Genomic DNA, 26,006 nt, shown 5'->3' with positions numbered 1-26,006 from the left:
TTCGGGCCGTGCACGGTGATCAGCGCGTCGGCGAGGGTCTCGTGGCTGCGGGTGCCGCGGGAGTCCGCCGGGGTGGTGGTGTTGCCGTGTTTGAGCCAGTCCCGGCGGGCGCCGCTGACGGTGGCGCCCGTCCCGGGCTGCTGCGGCTGGCGGGCCAGCACCGGCAGGGTGAAGCCGAGCAGCTGCCGGTTCGCGTCGTCGGCGCTGAAGCCGCCCTGCACCGAGAGGCTTCCGGTGAGGCCCGCCTGCGAGGCGGAGCCCGCGCTGACCGTGCTGATCCGCAGCCGGTCCACCGTCACGTCGCCGGTGTCGGTCACCGGGCGCGGCCGGTACAGCTCCACGGTGAGCCGGGGCGGGGTGCCCGGACGGCCCTGGAACGGGTAGGCGCCCGGCATCACGGTGGTCATGCCGGCCGGGCCGCGCGGATGGTCCAGCGAGACCGTGCCCGCCTGGACGAGTTCGCCGATCCGTACGGCGGTGGCGTCGGCGGAGTCCGAGGCGGTCAGCGACCGCCAGGAGTGGGTGAGGTCCGGGGCCACCTCGGCGAGCGCGGCGGCGAGTTCGGCGCCCCCGTCGAAGCCGAACACCGGCGCGGGGCCGCCCGGTGTGAACCGCCGCCCGGTCACCGCGGGGCGCCGGTCGTGCCGTCCCACCGCCAGGGGCGCCCCGGTGGCGGGCGCGGGCTCGGCGGTCTCGCTGCCGGTGAAGCGCAGCGCGGCGGCGGCGTGCACGGTGACGGTGCGGGCCGGCCGGCCCAGGAACAGGTGCGTGATCCGGTCGGCGAGCGGGGTGTCCGCGTCGGTCAGGCTCAGCACCCCGTGCTGGAGGACGCTGCCCGGCAGGTCAAGCAGCCAGTCGGCGGTGAGGGTCGAGCGGACCTCGGCGACGATCCGGTACGGGACGCCCTCGAAGTCGGCGGCGCTGTCGGTGCGCAGCCAGTAGCGGTCCTCGGCGGCCCGGGTCACCCGCGCTGAGTTGCCGCGCACCGTGTCGCCGCCGAGCAGGACGTTCGCCCGGTCGGTACGGGGGCCGCCGGTGGGCCTCGGGATGCGCGACTGGAACTGGACGAACCCCGAGTGCCGGACGCTGCGGGCGGTCCGGTCGGTCACCGAGGAGGGGGTGTGGCCGAGGAAGTGCTCGATCCCGGCGCCCGCCGCCGCCGGGAACCCGCGCAGCAGGCGCAGCGCGTGCTCGTCGGCGTCCGGTTCGGTCCGCAGCGTCACCTCGACCAGGCGGGCGCCGCCGTAGCCGACGTGCCGGAACCGGAACCGCTGCACCCGGCCCGGTCCCCGCCCGGCCAGGGTGCGCAGCCCGGCCGTGGAGGTGAGGTCGGCGATCCTGGTCGCCACCCCCGGCAGATACGACGAGTGCCCCGGCCGCGTCGTGCCGGGCGCCTCGTCCTCCACCAGTCCGAGCAGCCGCTGCCGCAGTTCGTCGGGGCGCCGCACGGTCCGGGTGGCGTCGGTGAACTGGTCCATCGCCTGGACACTGCCGAGTCCCACCTCGCGGGAGGCGACGAACCGGCGCGGCAGCGGTATCGAACCCGGCACCGGCGCGGGCACGGTGAGACCGGCCACCGGCGCGAACCAGGCGGCGTAGCGCCGGATCTGTGCCGGGGTGGCCAGGAACCGTACGGCGTCCGGCAGTTCCACCGCCACCGTCACGGTACGGCCCTCACCTTGGCCGAACGCGTTGCCGACGGCGTTGCGGCGGCCCCGCCGGAACGTCACCAGGAGGAGCCCGTCGGCCGCGATGCGGTGCTGGGCGCCGCTCTCGGTGGCCGTACGGTTCACCACCGTCGAGGAGGCGAGCGCCCGGGACCGGTCGCCCCGGGTGGTTCGGCTGTACCGGGCCGACGGGTTGAGGGTCGACGGCCGGTGCGTGGACGCCGTCGTGCCGCCGCCCTGCTGCGGCGCAGGGTCGTCGGCACGGCGGTGGTGCATGCCGCCGTCGTCGTTGCCTGCGGCCTGGTCGGCGGCCGGGGTCTGCGCCGACGAGGTGTTGCGGACCGCGGTGAAGCCGCCCGCCCACTGCACGGTGCTGGACACCCCCCGCTGCTGTCCGGCCCCGTCGCCGGCGCTCAGCCCGGTCTCGAAGTACTGCGAGACGTCGCCCGCCGCCCGCGGCCGCCGCAGGGCGCCCCGGATCTCCACCGACAGCACCTCGTCCGCGGCCAGCCCCGGCAGGGTGAGGCCCTCGATCACGTAGGCGCCCTTGAACACCTGGTGGCCGCGGGCCAGCAGGGCCGCGGGGCTGCGGGCGGCGGTGAGCATCTCGGCGGCCACCGTGGTCGGGTCGGTGGCGGCGGCACCGGCCAGCGACTCGCCGACGGCCCGGCCGACGCGCGCCACCGGCGCCGGGGTGCGCGCGGCCACCGCGTCCCGTACGTCGCCCAGCAGGCCCCGGGCGGGATGCCCCGGGTAGGTGTTGCCGAGCACCGCCCGGAACGCCTCGTCCAGCGCGGCCGACGCCCGGAACACCTCCACCATCGAGTCGTCCGGCAGCGGCACCGAGTCCGGCAGCGGGGTGCCGTGCTCGTCGGTCAGGTCGAGCAGGGTGCGGTCGGCCGGGGTGGCGGCCCGCACGGTGTGGGCCGCGGGTGCCGCCGGGGCGGGCGCGGCGGCGGGCAGCGTGCGGTGCGTCGGCACCGACAGCCGCAGTGTCCCCGGCACCCGGTCCGGCCGCGGGACCGGCGGGCCGGCCGGCGGGGCGCCGTGCGGTACGTACGGCTCGGTCACCGTCTCGTGCGCGAACCGCACCAGGGGCTCCTCCCCCGGCCCCTCGTACAGGTCGAGCGCCAGCTCGGCCGGCACCTCGAACACCTCGCTGCGCTGTCCCGCCCCGCTGCCGATGAAGAACTGGTCGTGCCCGACGGACAGTTGGACGCTGTTGTCGTGCTGCACCTGGTGGCCGCGCACATGGTCGCCGGTGCCGCCGAGCGTCCACGCGCCCTTGCGCACCGGCAGCCCGAACGAACCGCCGCCGCCGTACGACACGCCGTACGACGATCCCCGCTGGTCGTTGCCGGCCGTCGACAGGGACGCCACGCCCATCCCCTGCACGTCCGGCAGCACCCGGGTGTGCACGCTGTCGCCCGCCCCGCGCACCGCGCTGAGCACCAGGCGCACCCGGCGGGTGCCGGTCACCGTCGGGATCTCCAGGAAGAGCGGATGGCCGCCGTCGACCATGGCGTCCGCGGCGGCCCGCTGCCCCACCTGGGACCGGGCCTGCTCGAACCTGCGCAGGTTGTTCAACTGGGCCTGCACCAGGGCCTCGTCGGGCAGCACCCGGTTGCGCGAGGTGGTGTCGGCGGGCAGGAAGCCCTCCCGGCGCAGCCAGTTCTCGGCGTGCACGAAGAGCGGCTCGGCGCCCTCCACACCCAGCGGTGTCGTGGTGGTGCCGATCGCCCGCAGATGCTCCAACTCCGCGGGCAGCCGCCGCAGTTCCTCCGGCGACGGGGCGTGGCCGCGGGCGTCCTCGGCGGTCAGCAGCCGCAGATGCATCCCGCGCGGCCAGGCGTCCGGCGTGAAGGGCACCTGCCCGCCGCCCGGCAGGTGCAGCACGAGCCGGTGCTGCACCTCGGCCGGCGCCAGCAGATGGCTCCGGTTGCTGCGCACCGCGTGCATCAGGGCGGCGGTGCCGCTCTGCGCCAGCGACTCGTTCGTCCCCGCCTGGGCCGAGGCCCGGCCCAGCACACCGCCCCCGACCCGCCGCACCGCGTCCGGGTGGCCCTCGGCGTGGTCGCCGGTGAGCGCCGGGCCGACGCTCCCGGACAGCGACAGCCCGCTGCTGAACCTCGACTGGGACTCGATCCGCACCACCTGGGTCAGATGGCTCTCCAGATTGATCTTCCCGGGGACACTGCGCCGCAGCGGGTCCCCGACGGCCACGTCGGTCAGCAGCTGCAACATGCCGACCGCGCGCCCCGACCCGTCCAGGAGCACCGGCGAGAAGACCCCCCGGTCCCGCTGCATGGGGAGGGTGCCCCGCAGCAACGGCTCCGACAGGAACGTCTCCAGCTCCGCGAGGGAGTCCGCGTCCAGCGACCGCAGCCGCGCCCCGAAGTGCTCCAGCGCCTCCGCGAGCAGCCGCCCCGGCTCGGCCACCGTGTCCACGCCCCACACCGGAAGGTCGTCCAGGTCGGCGGCCGCCGGCAGCTCGCCCTCCTCGTCCCGCGCCAGGTGCTGCGGGAACCAGAAGGTCACCGGCCCGTGCGACTGCGGCACCCCCCAGGTGACCGGCGCGGCCAGTGCGGGGGTGTCCAGCCGCACCTCCCACAGGGCGGTGAAGTCGTACGGCTCCGACGGCTCGTTGCTGCGCTGCGCCGACGTCGTCTGCACCACCGTGGTCACCGACGAGGTCGACGCGAGCTGGTTCAGGGTCAGTGCGAGCGTCAGCGCGGCGTCGACGCCGCGCACCGGGATCGCCCTGGTCACCGGGAACAGCCCGGTCCACGGCAGCAGCAGCGTGCGGACCGTGCCGGACGCCTCCGCCGACACCGACTCCTGGGTGCCGACGCCGCGCCGCTCCACCCGCACGTCCCGCTCGGCGCCCTCGGCCTGCCCGTACCGGGCCGCCGCCACCGGGTCCGCGAGGCGCAGCCGCAGATCCACCACCCGGTCCCGGCCGTTCACCCGCAGCGTGATCCGGTGGCCCAGACTGCCGCGCAGATACGGCAGGTTGAGCACCAGCTCCTCGGCGCTCGCCACGGTCCGCAACTGCTCCCGCACCGGGTGCGTGTCGGGCGCGTGCGCCAGCCCGAGCGCCGCCATGACCTGCTCGTGCAGCCCGTCCACGACCGCCGCCGACAGCGGTTCGAGGAACACCAGCCCCACGTTGCCGTCCAGCTGCCGTCCGTACGCGAGGACGTACGAGGACGACGGCGCCGGGACCGGTGCGTGTGAGGTGGGCCAGGCGGGCGGGGTGTCGGCCGGGATCGGCGGGTCGGCGGGGTCCTGGACGGGGCCGGTGGGAGGGGTGTTCTGGAAGGGGTGGTCGTGGAGTTGGGGACCCGCCGCGGTGACGTTCTCGATGATGTCGAGATAACGGCGCGGAATCCCGACCGCGCTCTCGGTGGTCGCCATCAGCCCACTGGTGTGCACCGCGGTGCTGTTGGCATGGGACCGGAAGACGAAGTCGTTGTCCCGCTGCTCGTCCGGCAGACCCAGATAGTGCAGCACCTCGTGCAGGAGATCCTCGTCCGAATGGTTCAGATCCAGGTGCAGCTGATCGGCACGGGCGGGATCGGCAGTGTCGGTGAGGGTGATGGCCTCCGGGTGGTCGGCGTCCTCCACCAGACGCACCGTCACATGCAGCTGATCACCCGAACTCGGAAGCGCGTAACGGCTGTTCAGATGGGCGTCCAGCAGCCGGTTGATCCGCTCACCCAGCACACCGACATGCGCCGGGTCGCCCGCCTTCACCGGGAGGTTGAGGGTGTGATCACGCACCCACCGCAGGTCCGGAGCCTGGATACGACGGACATGCGACCGGATCAGCGTCGTCGCACCACCGAGCGTGCCCGGACGGGGCGGGGTACTGCCCTGGTCGGTGTGCGGATCGAACCGCTCGGTGGCCTGCACCGCCGCACGCGCCTGACCACGCAACCCGAACCAGTCCCCCCGGCGGACCGGCTCCGCCAGCGGCACCGCGGGCCGCACGTCCCGCTCCGGCGCCGGACGGAACCGACCCGGCGGCCGCGTGCTCGGCGCATCCCCCGCACGACGCGGCGCACTCGACGGCGTCACACCCGCAGGGCCGGCGGCGGTGGCGGGGCCCGCGTCGCTGGCGCTGTAGTGGTTCAGGCCCGTGTAGTACAGCTCCATCGCGGGGGCGTTGGTGGCCGGCCCGTACCGCAGCATGATGCCCCGGGGGCCGCCGGTCGCGGTGGTGCCGGCGAGCGCCGCGGACACCGGCTGGAAGACCTGGATCGGAACGCCGAGCGTGTCGGCGAGCAGCGGCAGGAACGTGTCGCCGACCGAGTTCGCCCACTCGGCCGACCAGTTGCGCACGGCGCGGTCGAGTTCGGCCGCCTCGGGCGCGGTGAGCGGGGTGGTGCTCTGGTGGTAGCGGGCGATCAGCAGTGCCCTGCGCTCGTCCACCGTCATGGTGGCGAGCGTCGGCAGCGCGTTCACCGCACGCAGATAGGCGAACATCCGCCGGTTGCTCGGCGGGCTGCCGGCCGGGGCGGGCGGCGCGCCCGGCGCCGAGACGGCCTGGGCGTACCGGGTCTGGAGGTCGACCGGGTCCATGTCCTCGGCGCGGGTCACGCCGGTGATGCCGTACCGGGTCAGTTGGCCGTCGACCCAGGCAGCGGACCTGTTCTGCGCCTCCGCCGCGAACCGTCCGACGAGGACGCCCCTCAGCTGGCCGAGGACCTGCGGCGGGAGCGGCTGGGTGTGGTTGCGGGCCGCCGCCAGCCGGGTCAGCACCAGGTTCTGCAACCCCTGGCGGGCGGCCCGCAGATGACCGGATCCCTGGACGGCGGTCTGCGGGTGCTGCGCCAGCGCCATGAGGGTCTGCCGTACGCGGCCCGGCTGCCCGAGCCAGCCGGCGAGGCCCGCGTCGAGGGTCGGGTCGGCCTGCCGCAGGCGGGCGGCGACCAGCTGCGGCGCGCTGCCGATGACGGCGTAGAGCAGGCAGTTTCCGTCGCCGGGGGTCTGGATGCCGTTGCCGCGGGGCGTGACGTACGGGGACGGCGGGACGGCGGGCGTCGTGGTGGTGGTGCCCGGCGTCGTGGTGCTGGTGCCGGGCGTCGTGGCGGTAGTGGCCGGCGTCGTGGTGGTGGTGCCGGGTGGCGGGGGCGGCGGCACGAGCGTGGCTTTGCCCTTGCCCTTGTCTGCGGCCTTGCTCTTGTCTGCGGTCTTGCCCTTGTCTGCGGTCTTGCCCTTGCTGGTGCCGGTCTTCTTCGGCTGCTGGTTCGCCGGTTTGGACGTCGACGGGGTGGTCGTGGTCCCCGTCGTCCCGGTGACGGTGGTGCCGGTGGTGGGGGCGGCGGTCGGGTCGTGGGTCTGGCCGCCGGCCGGGAGGGGGGTGGCCCGGCCGTCGGGGTCGGGCCAGCGGGGCGGGGTGGTGGCGAAGGTGGTCCGCAGTGCCTGTTCGGGCGTCGGGGCGCTGTCGTGGACGGCGGCGGACAGGCCCGGCAGCGCGCCGGTGGCCGACATCTGGTCGGCCGCGGCCTGTTGCTGTGCGGTGACGGCGTCGGCGAGTTCCTTGTTGCGGCGGGTGACCTTGGCCTGGGCCCGGGTCACATGGCCCTGGGCGCGGGTCTCGCGGAGCCTGGCCACGCGTAGGTTCTCGTCGCGGCGGTCCACGGCCTTCGCGTCGTTCCGCGCCTGCGCGACGGCGTCCGCGTGGTCCTGTTCCGCCTGGCGGATGCGGGCCGGTCCGATGGTGACGATCCGCTGTGCCTGTCCCAGCGCCGCCCGGTCGGCGGTGAGCCGGTCGGTGGCCTGCTGGATCGCGTTCTCGGCGGCGGTGATCGCCGGGACCACGGCCTGCACCCGGGGGTCGTCGGCGACGTCGGCCGCGGGACGGCTGGAGCGCGGGGTGCCGGCCGCGGCGGGGGCCGGCGGGGCGGCCGGAGTGACGGGAACGGTGGGAGCGGTGGGAGCGGTGGGAGCGGTGGGAGCGGCGCTCGACTGCCCGCCCTGTCCGCCCCGTCCTGCCTGCGCGGCTGCGGCTGCGGCTGCGGCTGCGGCTGCGGCTGCCGCTGCGGCCGCGGCAGCGCGTTCGGCGCGCACGGCGTTCTCGACCTGGGTCAGCCTGGCCAGCGCCGTCCGGAGGTCATGGCGGCCCTGGGTCTCGTTCCGTTCGTTCTGCGCGATCACCGCCGGCAGTGTGGTGACGGTGCGCCGGGCGTCCGCGAGCCCGTTCCGCAACCGCTTGACCAGTGCGCCGGCGTCCCGCGCGGCCCGCGTGGAGGCGACGGCCGCGGCCCGTGCGCGCTGCTGGGCGGCGAGCGCGTCGGTGACCGCCTGCCGCGCCGACCCGAGCGCGTCCGTGGCGTCCGTGTGCGCGCGGTTGGCGTGCTGGAGGGAGAGGGTGAGGCGGTTGAGCCGCTGGGGGCTGTCGGTGAGGGTGTCGGTGGCGGAGTGCAGGAGTTCGGCCTGGGCGTGGAAGGCGGTCCAGGCGGTGGTGAGAGCGGGGTCGGCAGTGACGAGGGCGCCGTCCGGGGTGAACTCCCAGCGGCGGATGCCCCGCGGGTCACGGGTCATCAGCTCGACGGGCCGGTTGCCGAGCACGGCGGCGCGGGAGGCCGTGTAGAGGGCCTGGCCGAGCCGGGTGCCGTGCGGGTCGGCGCCCAGGGCCGCCCAGAACTGCACGCCGTGGCTGCCCGCGGGAATCACGGAGTGCAGGCGTTCGGGCAGGATGTGCGGCGCGGCGGTGGCCCAGTCGGGGATGAGCGCCGGCAGGTCGTGGACGTTCGCCGGGGCTTCGGCCGGGGTGATGAGACCGTGGCCGAGCAGGTCGCGTTCCTCGACGCGGAGGGTGACGGTACCGGTGACGTGGCGGGTCCCCTCCGGGCCCTCGACGAGCAGGTGGACATCGGCGTCGACGGCGTAGCTGCGGGTGCCACGGGCCCCGTTCGCCGGGGCGTTGGTGCTGCCGGACTTGAGCCAGTCGCGGCGGCTGCCGGTCGTCGTGCCGCCGAAGGCGGAGGGCTGGGTCTGCCGCTGGGCGAGCGGCACGGAGAGACCGGCGAGCTGGCGGTTGTCGTCGTCGCCGCTGAGGAGTTCGGTGAACGCGGTGGCGAAGGAGTGGTCGGCGCCGGCCGCGGTGGACACCGTGTCGGTGGTGTTGTGGAGCTGGTCGAGGGTGACGTCGTCGGCGTGGGTGGAGCGGCGCGGGTTGTAGAGCGTGACCGAGATCGACGGGGACTGGGCCGGCGCCCCCTCGAAGGGCGTGCTGCCGGGCATCCGGCGGGTGAGGTCGGCGGCCAGCCGGGGCCGGTCGAGGGAGACCCGGCCGGCCTGGATCAGCTGGCCGAGCCGGACCGCCTGGCCCTCCACCGAGACGGAGGTGATCTGCGCGTGCCAGCCGCGGCCGCCGCGCGGCGCCACCTCGTTCAGTGCGGTCTCCAGGTGTGCCCAGCCGTCGAAGGCGAACGCCGGGGTCGGGCCCACCGGGTGGAACATCTGCGCGTCGGCGAGGTACGGGGTGCGGGCGGGGCCGGGCAGCACGGTGTTGCGCGGGTCGGCGCCGGAGACGACGGACGGGGCGGTCACCGTGGCCGGCCGGGTGGGCGCGCCGGTCTCGGTGCCGGTGAACCGCAGGGTCAGCCGGACCGGGACGCTGCCGAGGCGGGGATTGCCCCGGGCCAGCAGTTCGTCCATCCAGCGGCGTACGTCGCCGTTCGCGTCGGCCCAGGCGATGACGCCGTTCTGGAGGAGGCCGCCGAGGACGTTGGGCGGCCAGTCGGCGACGAGGGCGGAGCGGACGGAGAGGGCGTAGTCGTACTCCAGGCCGTCGAAGTCGGCGCCGTTGTCGGTGCGCAGCCAGAACCGGTTGTCGGCGGTGGTGGCCCGCCGGGCCGACCTGCTGCTGGCCGCCTGCGGGGTGAACACCGGCGCCGCGCGGTCCGCCCTGGTCGGGTCGGGACCCTGGTTCGGGCGGAGGTAGCGGGTGGTCAGGGTGACCGGGAACTGCGTCTGCCGTACCGAGGCCCGGGTGGTGGTACGGCCCGAGGAGGTGTGCGACTGCCACTGTTCGAGGCCCGAGCCGGGCGCCGAGGAACCCCGGACGGCGGCCAGGTTCTGGGTGCGCCGGGGCACCGCGGTCAGGGTGACCTCGACCAGGCGCTCGCCGCCGTGTCCGTGGTGGCGGAAGTGGAAGCGCGTGGTGGCGCGGCGCGGGGTGCCGTCCGGGCCGCGCCCGGGCAGCGAGCGCAGGCCCGCGGTCGAGGTGAGCTGTGCGATCCGGCTGTGCACACCGGGCTGGTAGCCGGAGTGCCCCGGGGTGACCGCGCCGGGTGCCTCGGCCTCCACCAGCCCGAGGAGCTCGCGCCGGACCTGGCCGCGCCGCTCCCTCGGGTTCACCGGCACCAGCGGGACCGCGCCCGCGGGGTTGCCCGTCGACGGGAGGGGCGCGGCGACGGGCTGCTGGTACTCGATGACCGAGAGCACCCCGCCGACGCCCAGTTCCCGGTTGCGGGCGTACGGAGCCGGCAGCGCCGCCGTCAGAGCCGGTGCGGGCGCCGGTACGAGCCCCTGCACCGAGCCCAGCCACCGGGCGTCGCGGGCGAGTTGCCCCTGGGTCATGAGGAACTGGAGGCCGTCGGGAACGTCCACGGCAAAGATGACGGGGGCGATCGTGCCGGGGTCGCCGACCCCGTTGAACAGGTTGCGGGAGCCGGCCCGGACCGTGACCAGATAGGTGACGTCGGCGACCACCCGGTGCAGGGTGCCGCTCTCGGTGGGGGTGCGGTTGGCGGCGGTGGCGGCGGAGAGGGTGTCGGAGGTGTCGGTGCGGGCCACGTGGCCGAGCCGTCCCGACGGGTTGAACAGGCCCTTGTAAGGCTTGCCGCTGCGGCTCGGGGCACCGTGGGAGACCGAACCGTCCGACTCGGGGCCGGTGTTGCCCTGCCCGGCCGCGTCGTCCGGGCCCTCCGGCACCGTGGGCGGGTTCTGGGTGAGCACTCCGGTGCCGCCGAACTGGTGGGATTTCCCGAGGGACTTGAGCTGCTGGGCGCTGTCGGTGGCCGTGACGCCCGTCTCCAGGTACTGCCTGGTGGTGTCCAGCAGCCGGGGGCGGTGCGCGATGGCCTGGATCTCCAGGGAGTACTGGCCGTCGGCGACGGTCCCGGGCAGGCTCAGGCCCTCCACGACGTAGGAGTTCTTGAACAGCTGGTGGCCGTGGGCGACGAGGCTGCCCGGGGTGAGCGCGGCGTGCCGGGTCTCGGCGGCGCGGGTCCTGCTGTCCGTCAGCCCACGCCCGGCCAGCGGCGAGACTCCGTCGCGCTGCGGCTGCGCGGCGACGGGCGGCGCCGGGGCCGGGGCTACGCCGGGGGCGGTGACCGGGAGGATCGGGCCGGTGCCGGTGCCGGTGGTCGTGGTGGCGGGGGGCGTCGGCTGGGCCTGGCGGCGGATGTCCGCGGCGGCCCGCTGGAAGACCGACTCGATGGCCGCGGAGCCGCGCACGGTGTCGATCAGGGCGTCGTCCGGTACCCGCACCAGTTCCGGACGCGGGGTGCCGGTGGCGTCGGTCGCGTCGAGACGGGCCAGGTCGGTCGCGTTGGCAGGGCGCGGCACCCCGTCCGCACGTGCGGCGAGCGGCCCTGCGGTGGCGGAGGGCGCGTGGGTACGGCCGTGCGGCACCGCCAGCCGCAGCGAGCCGGCGACCGTCGACGGGACGGGGGCGGGCGGCGCGGGGACGACGGGCGGCGCACCGGAGACGACCGGCGGGACGACCGGTGGGACGGCCGGTGGGACGACCGCGGGCGGCGCCGCGGCGAGGGCGGCCTGGTTCACGTCCTGCCCGAACCGCTCGCTGGGCCGGTCACCGTCGTCCGCGTAGAGGTCGAGGGCCAGTCGCACCGGCACCTCGAAGTCGTGGCTGTCCTGGCCGGAGGCGATGAAGAACTGGTCGTGCGCGGTGGCGCCGCCCACGGTGTCGCCGTGGGTGACCTGGTGGCCGTACTGGTAGTCGGCGCCGAACCCGATGGAGCCCCAGCCGCCCAGCGGCCCGCTGACACTTCCCATCGGCCCGATCGCACCGCCGTAGGACTCGCCGCGCTGTTCGGTGTCGCCGCCCGACATCTGGGCCAGGCCCATGATCTGGATGCCCGGCAGGACCCGGCGGTGGGTGCTGGGGTTCGGGGTGTCACGGACGGCGGTGAGCAGCAGCCGGACCCGGCGGACGCCGGTGTCGGTGCTGTTCGGCACCTCGAAGTGCAGGGCGTGCCCGCCGTCCACCATCGCGTCGGTGGCGGCGCGCAGCCCGGTGCGGGAGCGGGCCTCGCGCAGCCGGCGCAGGTTGTTGAGCTGGGCGTGCAGCCGGATCTGGTGCTCGGGCTCGTGATTGCGCGCCGCCTGCGCCAGGCGCGCGCCGATCCCGGTGCTGCCCGGGGCCGCGGGGCGGGGCGGCAGGAAGCCCTCGCGGCGCAGCCAGTCCTCGGCTCGGTCGAACAGCGGGTCCGTGCCGGTGACGTCGAGCGGGGCCGTGCTCAGCCCGATGCCGTCCAGCCGTTCCAGCGAGTCCGGGAGCTCCCGCACCTCGGCGGCGGTCGGCGGGTGGCCGGTGGCGTCGGCCCTGCTCAGCACCCGCAGGTCCATGCCGTGGGCAGGGGCCAGCGGCGGCGCCTGGGTCTCGGTGCCGTCCGGCCGGATCAGGGTGACCCGGTAGGTGACGCCGGAGGGGGTGAGCAGATGGCTCCGGTTGGTACGGATGGCGTGCATCGTGCCGGACGAACTGCTCGCGCCGTAGGTGTTGGTGACGGTCGCCTGGGTCTGCGCGCGCAGGCCGAGGCTGCCGCCGATGGTGTCCGAGGCGTCCGGGTGGCCCTGCCGGTGGTCGCCGGTGAGCGCGGCGGCGGCGCTGCCGCTGAGCCCGATGCCGCTGGTGTACTTCGAGGAGAGGTCCACCTTCGCGGTGTTGACCACATGGCTTTCGAGGTTGATCTGGCCCGGGTTGCTCTGCCGCTGCGGGGTGCCGACGGTGGGCACGGTGACCAGGTGCAGCATGCCGACCGCGTCGCCGGAGGCGTCGGTGAGGACGGGAGAGTAGATCCCGCCGTCGATCTGCATGGGCAGCGTGCCCCGCAGCACCTGCTCGGAGAGGAAGTCCGAGACCTGCCCGGCGGCGGTGTCGTCGAGGTCGGCGTGGAAGGTCTGGTGGACGTGCTCGTACAGGGCCCTGGGGTCGATCACGGAGTCGACGCCGTAGAGCGGGAGATCGGCCGGCGCGGCGGGCGCGGGCAGCGAACCCGGTGCCGGATCGGCGGTGGTGAGGTGCCGGGGGAACCAGATCGTGGTGGAGCCGTGCGACTCCGGCGCACTCCACCCGTCCGGCGCGGGGGCGGTACCGGTCGCGGGGGCGGGCGCGGTGCTCGCCGGGGGTGCGGCGGGCGGCGGGGTGACCGCGGGGGCGTCGACCCGCACCCGCCAGTGGGTGGTGAACTCCACCGGGTCCGAGGGCTCGTTGGAGCGCTGGGCCGAGGTCGTCTGGACGGCCTGGGTGACGGTGGTGGCGTCGCCCGCCTGGTTGTGGGTGATGGTCGCGGACAGCGATCCGTCCACCGCCCGCACCGCGGTCGGCGCCGTGATCGGCCAGGAACCGGTCCAGGGCACCTGGAACGTCCGGTAGGTGCCGGACGGCTGGCTGGAGAAGTTCTCCCGGGTACCGAACCCGCGCCGTTCGACGTGCTTGTCCGGGTCACGCGGGTCGAAGCGGCCCTGCCGCAGGGAGGGCCGGGCCCCGGAGAGGGTCAGCTGTACGTCGACGGTGTGATCGCGGCCGTCGACCCGCACGGTGATGCGGTGGCCGCCGTTGGAGCGCAGATACGGCAGCTGGAGCGCGAGGTTCTCCCGGCTCAGAGCGTCCCGTACCTGGTCGCGCACCGCCTCGGGCGGGTTGTCGGGGTCCAGGCCCAGCGCCTCGTACACCTGGCCGTGCAGACCCTCGACCACCTCGTCGGAGAACGGCTCCGCGTACACCAGCCCGACCGTGCCGTCCGGCAGCGCGCCGTAGGAGTTCACGTAGCTCGACGGGAACGGGACCGGCGCGGGCGGGGTCGCGGTCGGCGCGTGTGAGGTGGGCCAGGCGGGCGGGGTGTCGGCCGGGATCGGCGGGTCGGCCGGGTCCTGGACGGGGCCGGTGGGAGGAGTGTTCTGGAAGGGGTGGTCGTGGAGTTGGGGACCCGCCGCGGTGACGCTCTCGATGATGTCGAGATAACGGCGCGGAATCTCCACCGCGCCCTCGGTGGTCGCCATCAGCCCACTGGTGTGCACCGCGGTGCTGTTGGCATGGGACCGGAAGACGAAGTCGTTGTCCCGCTGCTCGTCCGGAAGACCCAGATAGTGCAGCACCTCGTGCAGGAGATCCTCGTCCGAATGGTTCAGATCCAGGTGCAGCTGATCGGCACGGGCGGGAGCCGCGGTGTCGGTGAGGGTGATGGCCTCCGGATGGCCTGCGTCCTCCACCAGACGCACCGTCACATGCAGCTGATCACCCGAACTCGGAAGCGCGTAACGGCTGTTCAGATGGGCGTCCAGCAGCCGGTTGATCCGCTCACCCAGCACACCGACATGCGCCGGGTCGCCCGCCTTCACCGGGAGGTTGAGGGTGTGATCACGCACCCACCGCAGGTCCGGAGCCTGGATACGACGGACATGCGACCGGATCAGCGTCGTCGCACCACCGAGCGCGCCCGGACGGGGCGGAGTACTGCCCTGGTCGGTGTGCGGATCGAACCGCTCGGTGGCCTGCACCGCCGCACGCGCCTGACCACGCAACCCGAACCAGTCCTCCCGACGCACCGGACCGGAAAGCGGCACCGCGGGCCGCACGTCCCGCTCGGGCGCCGGACGGAACCGACCCGGCGGCCGCGTACTCGGCGCATCCCCCGCACGACGCGGCGCACTCGACGGCGTGACGGCCGGCGGGTCGGTGAGGGGGCCCGCGTCGGTGGCGTTGTAGTGGTTGAGGCCCGTGTAGTGGACTTCCAGGGTCCGGTCGGCGGTGGGCGAGCCGACCTGGGTCACGGTCCCGAGTCCGGTCGACGGATTCGGCCGCAGCACCTCCACCGCCACGTCGAGGGTGTCCGCCAGAAGCGGCAGGAACAACTCGCCCTGGTTGCTCTCCCACGACCGCGACCAGTTCGCGACCGCGTCGAGCGCGTGGGCCAGCTCCTCGTCGGTGAACGGTGCGCCGCTGCCGGTGTATCCGTGGCCGAGCAGCTGACGCAGCTGCGGGTCGGTCAGGGCGTTCGGCGCGGGCAGCCGGTCGGTGTCCCGCAGATACGCGAACATCCGCCGTACGCCGGGTTCCCCGGTGTCGGGCACACCGTCAGCGGCCAGCGCCGCGCGGTAGCGGGTGTCCAGGTCGCTCAGGTCCTCGGGCTCCGTCACCCCGCCGATGCCGTACTCCTGGAGGGTCGCCAGGAGCGCGGCCCGGTCCATGGCGGCCGTCCGCTGCTCGAACCACGGCGCGAGCGTCTGACGCACCTGGCCCACGACCTCGCGCGGCAGCGGGCGCCCGCTGCGCGCGGTGAGCAGCCGGTCTTCCGCGAGGGTGCGGAGCCGGTCCGCGGCGATCAGCAGGTGGGTGCCGGCCGCGGGCATCGGGGAGATCCCGTCCCAGCGTGCGAACCGGGCCAGGCCGGCGCGCACCTGATCCGGCCGACTCAGCCAGGCGTAGGTCTCCGGTGCCTCGGTGCGCAGTCCGGGCAGGCGGTCGCGTACCCGCTCCGGGTCGGTGCCGATGAAGGTGTAGAGCAGGCACCGGCCGTCGCCGCGGGTCTGCACGAGCCGGCCCCGCGGCGGCCGCACCTGGAAGGGCGCGGGCCGGGGCGGGGCGCTCTCGGCGTCGTCCCCTGCCGGGTCCGCGGGGTCCGCGGAGTCGGTGCCCGGCTCGTCCAGGGCACGGCCCTTGCCCTTGCCCTTGTCCGTGCCTTCGTCCGTGCCCTTCGTCTCCTGCTGGTCGCCGGTTTCCTGATCGCCGGTGTCCTGATCGCCGCTGGACTGGTCCGAGGTGTCGCCGGCCGGATCACCGGACGTGCCGCCACCGTTCTGGCCGGCAGGGTCGCCGTCGGTCGGCGGGCTGCCCTTCGCCGGATCGGTGGCCGCCGGATCGGTGGCCGCCGGATCGGTGGTCGCCGGATCCGGCACGGTCAGCTCGGTGTCCGCGTCCGACCGGTCGTCGCCGTCGGATTCCCCGTCCCGGCTGCCGGTGTCGTCGTCGCTGTCGGAGCTGTCGCCCGCGTCGGCCGGCGGGGTGTTGCCGGTGGAGGGGCCCGCCGTACGCGGGAGGCCCGAGCCCGGCCAGCGCGGGGCGGTGCCGGCCAGGGTCGTGCGTGAGGTGGGCAGCGCCGAGGGGGCGGCGGCCAGCACCGGGCCCGCCGCTCCGGGCAGCGCGGTCTCCGCCGCCGCTCGCCGGGCGGCGGCGTCGTCGCGGCGGCCGAGGGCGTTGTCGAGTCCGGTGTCGATGTCGTCGAGCCGCTGCTGGGCGCGGTCGCGGGACTCGCGTGCGTCGTCCAGGGCCAGCGCCGCGTCCTCGGCGTGCCCGCGCGCCGTGTCGGCGTCGGCACGCAGGCTGTCCGCGGTGTCGCGGGCGCCGGGCAGCTGTGCCCGTGCGTCGTCCAGGGCCTCCTGGTCGCGGGCGAGGGCGGTCTCGGTGTTCCGCAGGGCCGTACGGTCCCGCGTCAATTCCGCCCGCACTCCGGCGAGTTCGGTGCCCAGGCGGCCGACCTGGGTATCGGCCTCCTCGATCTGCCGGGCGAGACTCGGGTCGACCGCGGGGGCGGTGCCGTCGACGGCCGGCGGTCCTACGACGGTGTCCCGCGCGGACGTCTCCAGCCCGGCCGTGTCCGGCGCCGGGGTCCCGGCCGTCGTACCGCTGCTCGGGCCGGCCGGGGTCGGGGTCGGGACGCTCGGTGTGCCGTCGCCCGATCCGGTGGCCTGGCGGGCGGCGGCCGCGGCACGCTCGTTGAGTTCGGTGAGCCGGCGCCGGGCGGCCTTGGCCTCGGCACTGAGACGCACCTCCCGGCGCTCGCCGTCCGCGATGGCGTCGGTGAGCGGGCCGAGCGTGCGGCGCGCTTCGGAGATGTCCCCGGTCAGGGTGGAGATCCGGTCGGTGAGGCCGCGGAGGTCCGCCTCGGCGCGGTCGGCGGCCTGCTCGGCCGCGTCGGCGGCGGTGTCGGTCCGCCCGGCGGTCGCCTCCGCGTCCGCCAGCGTGGTGACCGCCTGCGCCAGGGAGTCCACCGCGTCCGGCCGCAGCTCCCGCAGGCCGCGTTCGTCGGCCACCGCCTGCTCGTGGTCGGCCACGGCCCGGTCGAGGTCGGCGGCGGCGGTCTCGAAGTCCGCCCACGCCTGGTCGAGCGCCGGGTCCCCGGTGGTGACGTCCGGTGTCGTGCCGTCCGCCACCGCCGCCGCTGTCGTGGCCGGAGGCCCGGTGAGGGTGCCGTCCGGGTCGAACGACCACACCCGGAGCCCCTCCGGCCCTCTGGTGACCAGCTCCGCCGGGCGGCCCTGCGCGCGTGCCGCCCGGGAGACGCCGTACAGGGCGAGGGCCAGCCGGGAGCCGTCCGGGTCGGTGCCGGTCGCCACCCAGAACTGGTATCCGTCGTCGCTCGGGTCGAGGCCCTGGACGAGCGCGTCCGGCACCTGTCGTACCGGTGTCGACGCCCAGTCCGCCGGGGCCGTGCCGGTCTGCGCGGCCAGCAGCGCCGGCAGGTCGTACACCCGGGGAACCGGCCGGGGCACGGTGATGCCGTGGCCGAGCGCGTCGCGTTCCTCGATGCGGACGGTGGCGGTGCCGGTGACGTGCCGTACGCCCTCGGGGCCCGAGACCTCGATGTGCACATCGGTCCGGACCTCGTAGCTGCGGGTGCCGCGGCCCTCGGCGGGCAGGCTGGTGCTGCCGGTCTTCAGCCAGTCCCGGCGGCCGCCGGACACCGCGCTGCCGAAGTTGGGCGCGTCCACCGGTCGTTGCAGCAGCGGCGGGTTCGCGCCGAGCAGGTTGCGGTCGGGGTCGTCGGCGCTCAGTACGAACGGCAGCGACAGCCCGGTCGTGGTGTCCGTGCCGGACACCGTGCTGTTGCTGTCCGAGGTGATCCGCAGCCGGTCCATGGCCACGTCGCCGCCGTCGGTGACCGGCCGGAGGCGGTACAGGGACACGGTGAGGGTGGGCCGCTGCTCCGGAGCGCTCTCCAGGGGGAACGCGCCCGGCATCGTCGGCAGCATGCCGCCGGCCTGGCGAGGCGTGTCCAGGGAGAGCGTGCCGGCCTGGATGAGTTCGCCCAGCCGTACCGAGGCATGCTCGTCGGAGGTGGCGGCAGGCTGGGCCCGCCAGCCCCTGCCGGTGGCCGGGGCCACCTGGTCGAGGGCCTGGTACAGCTGGTCCCAGGCGTTGAAGCCGTACACCGGCACATGGCTCGTCGGGTGGAACAGGTCGGCGTCCGGCAGCGGGGACCGGCCGTTGTACAGGTGCCGGGGGTCGACCCGGGAGACGGACACCGGCACCGGGGGCCGGTCGGCGGCGGGCTGGTCCGTCTCGCTGCCGGTGAACCGCAGGCTCGCCCGGGCGGGTACCCGGACCTGGTCGCCGAGTTCGCCGGAGAGGGTGCGGCTCAGCCAGGAACGGGCCGACGGGGTGGCGTCGTCCCAGGCGATGAAGCCGCGCTGCACCAGCGCGCCCAGCACGTTGGGCGGCCAGTCCAGGACCAGCGTGGAGCGGACGGTGGCGACGAACTCGTAGTCCAGGTCGTCGAAGTCGGCCGCGCTGTCGGTGCGCAGCCAGAAGCGGTCCTCGGCGGTGCGGCTGCGCCTGTCCGCCTTGCTGGAGGAGGAGACCAGATGGACGGACGGGCCGAGCCGGTCGGTGCGGTCGTCGGTGTGGGGGCGGCTGAAGCGGGCCGTCGGGTTGACGGTGAGGCGGTGCTGGCGGCCCACCGAGGCGGAGGACGACCGGCCCGCCGGGGTGTGCGAACCCCACTGCTCGATACCGGACTTGTCGCCGGACACCGCGATGCCGCGCCGTGCGCCGCGGTCGGCGGTGGTGCTCGTGGGGCGTGCCGAGAGGGTCACCTCGACCAGGGCCGCTCCACCGAACCGGTGGTGCCGGAAGCTGAACCTGGACTGTCCGCCGCCGCGCCCGATCAGCGCCCGCTTCCCGGAGACACCGGTGTGGTCGGCGATCAGGGCGGCGACACCGGGCAGGTAGGAGGCGTGGCCGGGCGTGGTCACGCCGGGAGCGAACCGGTCCACCAACTGCCGTACCTCGTCGTGGAGTCGGCCGCGCTGCTCGGTCTGCCGCGTGCCCGGGGCGGAGAGTTCGGTGACTGAGGTGACCGTGGCCAGGCCGAGGGTGCCGTCCCTGACGTACCGGCTGGGCAGCGGCGGGCTCTCCAGGCCCGTCGCGGGCGGTGCCGCCGGCCGCCCGTCGACGGCACCCATCCACCGCCAGTCGCGCCGCAGTTGGCTCTCCGTCATCAGGAACTGGAGCCCGCGCGGCACCTCCACCGCGAGCGTGACGGTCTGCGCCGGTCCGAAGCCGAGGGAGTTGGCGACCACGTTGCGGCGACCGGACCGGACGGTGATCAGGTAGGTGACGTCGGCCGTGACCCGGTGCTGGAGACCGGACTGGGTGGGCACCCGATTGGTGGCGGTACTGCTGGTGAGGGTGTCCGACTTGTCGCTCTTACGGTCGTACTGGTAGCGCCCGGACGGGTTGAAGCGGGACGGGTGCGGGGTCGCGGAGCCGTCCTGGCCCTGCGTCTGGCCCGCGGTCTGGGTCTGGTTCTGGGCCTGGCCCGAAGCCTGGTTCTGGTTCTGGTCGGGAGCGGACTGCTGGGTCGTGGTCGCGGAGCTCGGCGGGTTGTTCTGGGTGGCCGAGCCGGCCAGGCCGAACTGGTGCGTCTTGCCGAGGCCCTTGAGCTGTTGCGCGGAGTCGGCGACGGAGATGCCGGTCTCCAGGTACTGGTTCACGCTCTGCGTCAGCCGGGGCGTGTGGGCGACGGCCTGGATCTCGATCGCGATCTGGCCGTCGGCACCGAGCCCGGGCAGCGTCAGGCCCTCCACCACGTAGGTGCCGTTGAGGATCTGGTGCCCCCGGCCGACCAGCGACCCCGGGGAGAGCGCCGCGGTACGGGACTCGGCGCTCACCGTGGTGGTGTCGGCGGGCGAGTTGCCCAGCAGCGAGCTGCTCAGGAACCCGACGAGGCCGCCCGGCGGCCGGACGGGAGCGCCGGGAGCGGGAGGGGGCGCGACGACGGGCGGGACGACGGTCCCCTCGGTTGCGTCGGTGTCCGCCGGGGGTGCCTCGGTGTCCGCCGGGGGTGCCTCGGTGTCCGGCTCTGGGCCGGTGCCCGGCGCGGTGTCGATTTCCGGCGTGGGGCCGGTGCCGAGGCCGGTGACGATGCGACGGAAGGCGTCCTGGAGGGCCGTCGTACCGCGCATCACGTCGATCAGGGCGTCGTCCGGGACCCGGACCACGTCCGGGTGCGGGTCGCCGGTGGCCGGATCCGTCATGGCCAGCCGCTCCCTGTCCAGGGGCGTGACCTGCCGTACGGTGTGCGGCTCACCGGCCGGCGCGGGCTCCTCGGCGGTTACGGTCCGCTCGTGCGGCACACCCAGCCGGACCGTGCCCGGGACCCCCGGCGGCCGGGGGGTCGGCGGACCGGCCTCCAGGTCGTCCTGGGCGCGGGGCTCGGGCTGCGGCTCGCCGAACCTCACCTGCGGGTCCTGGCCCGGCCCCTCGTAGAGGTCGAGAGTGAGTCGGGCGGGCACCTCGAACTCCTCGGTGTCCTGCCCGGTACCGATGAAGAACTGGTCGTGGCCGACGGTGGTGGCCGTGGTGTTGCCGAGCGTGGCCTGCCCGACGTACTGGTAGTCGCCGGCACCGCTCAGGGTCCACGAGCCGCCCCGTATCGGGATGCTGGGCCCGCCGCCGAACCCGGCCCCCAGGCCGTAGGTGTTGCCGAGCCTGCCGCTGCCGCCGCCCGCCGCCTGCGCCAGGGCCATCACCTGGATTCCGGGCAGCACCCTGCTGTGCACCACCGGCCGGTCCGCGTCCCGCTGGGCGCCCAGTTCCAGCCGTACCCGGCGCCGTCCCGTCACCGAGGGGATCTCCAGGTACAGCGAGTGGCCGCCGTCCACCATGGAGTCGGTCGCCGCCCGCAGCCCGAGCTGGGAGCGCAGCTCGCGCAGCCGCCGCAGGTTGTTCAACTGGGCCTGCACCAGCGTCTCGTCGGGCAGCCGGCCGCGGTGCGGGGCGGTCGCCGGCGGTGGCAGGAAGCCCTCGTCCCGCAGCCAGGTCTCCGCTTCGTCGAACAGCTGCCCGGCGCCGTCCACCCCGAGCGGCGCGGCGGACTGCCCGACCGTCTCCAGCGTCGCCAGCTCGTGCGGCAGCGCGCGGACCTCGTCCTCGGCCGGTGCGTGGCCGCCCGCGTCCTCGGCGCTGAGCACTCGCAGATCGAGGGCGTGCTGCCAGGTGCCGGGCGCGTAGGGGGTGGGGATGCTGCCGTCGGGGCGGATCAGGGTGAGGGTGTAGGCGACGTCCGCCTCGGTCAGCAGATGGCTGCGGTTGGTCCGCACCGCGTGCATGGTGCCCGCGAGGGCGCTGGTGCCGAACGCGTTCTGCGCCGCGAGGCTTGCGGTGCCCTTGACGGTGAACGTTCCGCCGACGCTGCCGGAGGCGTCCGGGTGCCCCGGCCGGTGGTCGCCGGTGAAGGCCGGACCGGCGCTGCCGGCGATGGTCACCCCGCTGTTGAACGTGGTGTTCTGGTCGTTCTTGACCGTGTTGACGAGGTGGCTCTCCAGGTTGATCTTCTTGTCGATGCTCTTGGCCACCGGGGTGACCGGGGTGACAACCGCGTCCAGTCGCATGATGCCCACCGCACGGCCGTCGGCGTCGGTGAGCACCGGCGAGTACAGCCCGCCGTCGCGCTGCATCGGCAAGGTGCCCCGCAGGACCGGCTCCGAGAGGAAGTCGGCGAGCTGGGCCGCCGCGGTGGCGTCCAGGTCGGCCCGGAAGTGGTCCGCGGCGCCCTCGTACAGCCGGCGCGGGTTCAGCACCGAGTCCACCCCGTACACCGGCAGTTGGTCGAGATCGGCGGGGCGGGGCAGTTCCTGGGCGGGGTCGGCGTCGGGATCGGCGTCGGCGTCGGCGTCGGCGTCTGCATCGACCAGGTGCTGCGGGAACCAGACGGTGACCGGCCCGTGCTGCACGGCCGGACGCCAGTCGGGTGCCGGAGTGCCGTCAGGGGCGGGGGCGGGGTCGGGGTCGGCGGCGGGTGCCGGGGTCGGCGCGGGCCCATCCGCGTCCGTGCGCACCTGCCAGGTGCCGGTGAAGTCGTAGGCGCGGGACGGCTCGTTGCTGCGCTGCGCGCTGGTGGTCTGCACGACCTGGGTGACCGTGGCCGAGCCGTCCGCCTGGTTGTGGGTGAGTGTCGCGGACAGCGCCAGGTCCACCCCGCGGACCGGGCCCGCCGCCCCGATCGGTATCGAACCGGTCCACGGCACCGGGAGGGTGGAGAACGTGCCGGACGGCTGTGCGGAGACGATCTCCCGGGTGCCCTGCCCGCGCCGCTCCACGTGTTTGTCCGGGTCGCTCGTGTCGAGCGTGCCCTGCCGTGCGGACGGCCGTGCGTCGTCGAGGGTCAGCCGCACGTCCACGGTCCGGTCGACGCCGTTCACCCGCAGGGTGATCCGATGGCCGCCCAGGCTGCGCAGATACGGCAGGTTCATGGCCATCTGCTCCGCCGACAGCACGTCCCGCAGCTGCGCCAGGACGGGGTCGTCCGGGCGCGGTGCGGGCCTGCCCAGCGCCGCCAGCACCTGCCGGTGGACCCCGTCGACCACATCCGGCGAGAACGGCTCCACGTGCACCAGACCCACCTGGCCGTCGTGCCGCCGCCCGTAGCCGCCGAGGTAGGAGGTACGGCGTCCACCGCCGGCCGCCGGGTCGGCCAGGGACACGGTGTCGCCCTCCGGAGAGGTGACGGTGAGGGCCGGCACCACGGCGGGGGCGGTCCCGTGCGGGTCGCTGACCTGCGGATCCGGGTCCTGCGGATCCGTCGCCTCCGGGTCCTGCGGATCCGTTTCCGTGGGCGGGGCCGCGTCGCTCGTGACGGTGCCGGGGACGGGCGTGGACGTGGACGTGGTGACCACCGGGGACGGCGGGGTGGGGACGGCGGGGGCGGGCGGGTCCGCGCCCGGGTCGCCCGTGACCGCGGCCGGCGGGACCGTACCGCGTCGGCCGCCGCCGCTGCCGAGGTGGTCGTCCTCAGGGGCGCCGATCAGGGTGCCCATCAGCGCGAGGTGACGGGGCCGCAGCCCGCCCGGCTCGTACGCCGGGTCCGGGCCGGGGTCGGACTCCGTGGCCGCTGACGACGTCGTGACCGGGGTGTGGTCCCCCATCACGCTGTTCGTGCCGCCGCGGTGCGGGGCGGTCGGGTCCAGGCCGCTCTCGTCGCGCAGTCCGAGCTGGTGGCCGATCTCGTGGGCCAGGTCGGAGTCGGAGATGTCGGCCGGCCACGAGTGGTGGGTGGTCGGCACCCCGTCCGCCGGGTCGGTGAGGGTGACGTCGAGGTGGGCCGGTTCGCCGGGGGCGGCCGATACGACCGTGACGTGCAGCAGGCTCCCGTCGGGCAGCCGGTGGCCACCGGTGTTGAAGACCCGTGCCACTCCGTCGGCGAGCCGCTGGTGCACCCCGTCGGCGTGCGGACCGAGGTGGGGGCTGCCGGTGAGCCGGTAGGCGACGGTGAGGTCGGTGACCGGCTCGCCGCCATGGGTGAAACGCCGTACGGCGAACGCGGACCGCACCACGTACTGGGTGGGGTTGCCGTCCGGCCCGCTGGGCCGGGAGACCGGGTCGACCCAGGTGTGACGGCGCTCCGAGGGTGTCACCCCGCCCCGCGCGTCCGCGAGAGTGCCGGGCTCCGGCACGGCCGCGAGTGCGACGGACGGGGTGAGCACGACGGACGCGGGGGTGGACGAGGTCTCCGGGCCGGGGGCGGGGGTGATGCCGGCCGGAGTCGCTCCGGTGTCGGGCGTGGTTCGGGTGTCCGGCGTGGGCGGGCTGTCCGGGGCCGGTTCGGTCGAAGTGTCCGACGGGTTCGACGGGTTCGACGGGTTCGATGAGTCCGACGAGGTACGGACGGGCGTCGGGGCCGGCGTGGCGGAACCGGTGTCGGCGAGCGGGGCCGAGGCGGGGGCCGGCTCCGGTGTCGAAACGGTCGGCGACGGAGCGCTGCTGCTGGTGGGCACCGGCGTAGGCACACCGGCACCGGAATCCGTGTCGCCGGTCCCGTCGGACGTACCGGTCGTGCCGGTCGTGCCAGTCGTGCCGGACGTGGGGAGGGGCTCGGTGTCGTTGCCCGGCGAGCCGGTGCTGTCCGTGTTCTCCGTGCCGGTGGGGTTCGTGGCGTCGGTGCCCGGCCCCGTGTCCTGCGTGCGCCCCGGGCCCGAGGCGCGTGGGCCGCTGCCGCCGGTCGGGTTCGCGGCGGAGCCGTGAGCCGGGCTGCCCGTGGTCGTTGCGCCCGTGGTCGGAGTGCCGGCGCCCGTGGTGCCCGGCGGTACGACGGTGGTGTCGGCACCCGGCGTCGGGACGGCCGTGGAAGGCGCGGGCGCAGCCGTGTCCGACGGGGTGTTGGTCTGCCGGCCGCCGGTGTCGGCCGTGCTCTCGACGTCATCGGTGCCGTGCGGCTCCTGCTGCACGGTGCGTACGGGGGCCGGGGCACCGGAGGCGGCCGGGGGTGTGCCGGTGGCCGACGGCGGCGGGGTGACCGTGGTGGTGGACGGGGGCGGGGTCGCCGTGGTGCTCCCGGGGTTCTCCTGCGAGGTCTGTTCCGGGGACTGCGTCTGCGTGTCGCTGTCGGCGTCTCCGTGTTCCGGCGTCCTCGTGGGCGCGGTGGACCGCGGGTTGCTGCCGCCGGCCGTGCCCGTCCCGGCGGGGGCGGTGTGCTGACCGGTGGTCTGAGGGATGTCGTTCCCCACATCGGTCACATCGGTCACATCGGTCTGCCCGGTGTTCCGCACCTCGCCCTGGACGTCGTCGCTGTCGCTTCCCGTGGTGGAACCACGGCTGCTGGACGCCGTGTTGACGGAACCGGGGCCGGAGGCGGTCGAGCTGCCGTCGGTGCCGGACGAGTGGGACGGGCCGTTCGACGAGGAGTCGGCGTCGCCCGGCGTGTCCGCGGTGCCGATGGTGTTCACGGAGTTCACGGCCGGCGGCTGGTTGATGTTGAACTTGCTTCCGAAGGCGCTCGCGCCCTGCCCCAGGTGGCGTTCGCTCACCGAGCTGAGCCCGCCGCCCAGGAAGGTCGTCAGGGGATCGACGGGGAAGCCGAAGACGGACGCCGTGGCGAGTTCGCCGAGCGCCTCCGCGCCGCCCTCGGTGAGGAAGTGCTCGATGTCCTCGCCGATCTCGTGCTTCGCCCTGTCGCCCAGGCTCGTCTTCGGGGTGGGCGTCGGGGTCGGCGTGGGCGTCGGCGTGGGTGTGATCTTGGAGTTGGGCGTCGGATTCGGCGTGGTCTTCGGGTTCGGCTTCGGGTCCGGCTTGCCGTTGGTGTAGGCGTCGTCGAACTTGTGGTTGAACTTGTTGCCGTCGGTCTTGATGTTCTTGAACGGGTTGGGGCCGTTCAGGATGTTCTTGAAGTTCTTCTTCAGGTTCTTCGCGAGGTCCGAGAGGGCGCCGTGGAACAGGCCGGTGAAGGCGCCGAAGACGCCGTCCTGGACGATCTGCGACCAGTCGAACCCGCCCGGGCGGCGGCCCTTGGGCGCACCCAGCATCATGGCCAGCCGCACCGCGAAGGTCGTGAAGGCCTCCTCGATCGCCTCGGTGAGGCTCGGCATCAGATGCGTGCGCTTCATCAGCCATTCCAGCAGCGTGAGAATGGCGACCCGGCTGCGGGCCTTCGCCACGGCGGCCTGGCTGGAGGCGGAACCGCCGGTGAAGATCGACAGCGCCGCGATGATGGCCAGCTCGATGAGCAGCCGGATCAGCTCGGCGATGATCTGCCACTTGGCCTCCATGATGTCCATGGAGGACTTGGTGCGGGACTTCGCCAGGTCGTCGAGCTGGTCGGCGAAGTCCTTGAGGTAGTTGACACCGCCGCTGTCGAGGAACAGGTGCATCGCGCGCACGTAGTTGTTCCCGACCTGCGGCGGCAGCGAGCGCCCGACTCCCCCGGCGGTCTGCTCGATCAGGTCCGAGAGGTCGCGGACACGCCGGCCCAGCCGTTCGTACGGCTTGCCGTTGGCGTAGGCCATGTCCTCGTCGGCCTGCAGCATCTTCTCGCCGATCAGCACGAACAACAGGTTGTTCAGCTGGGGAGACACCTGGATGGACAT

General features: G+C 74.7%; 1 protein-coding gene (only partly in view). It reads right to left on the bottom strand.

Annotated features, from left to right (window positions below):
* A protein-coding gene (locus tag ACFZB3_RS01920) for a hypothetical protein (protein WP_391368112.1) crosses the window boundary here: on the bottom strand, positions 1-26,006 show its 5' portion. Its footprint begins 2,236 nt before the window's first position; the window shows 26,006 of its 28,242 coding nt (coding positions 1-26,006); its start codon is at positions 26,004-26,006; its stop codon lies beyond the left edge, outside the window.

Origin of the sequence: Streptomyces sp. NPDC008092 (genome assembly GCF_042957285.1) — a bacterium.
GTDB lineage: Bacteria > Actinomycetota > Actinomycetes > Streptomycetales > Streptomycetaceae > Streptomyces.
This window is presented reverse-complemented; position numbering and strand designations above follow the sequence as displayed.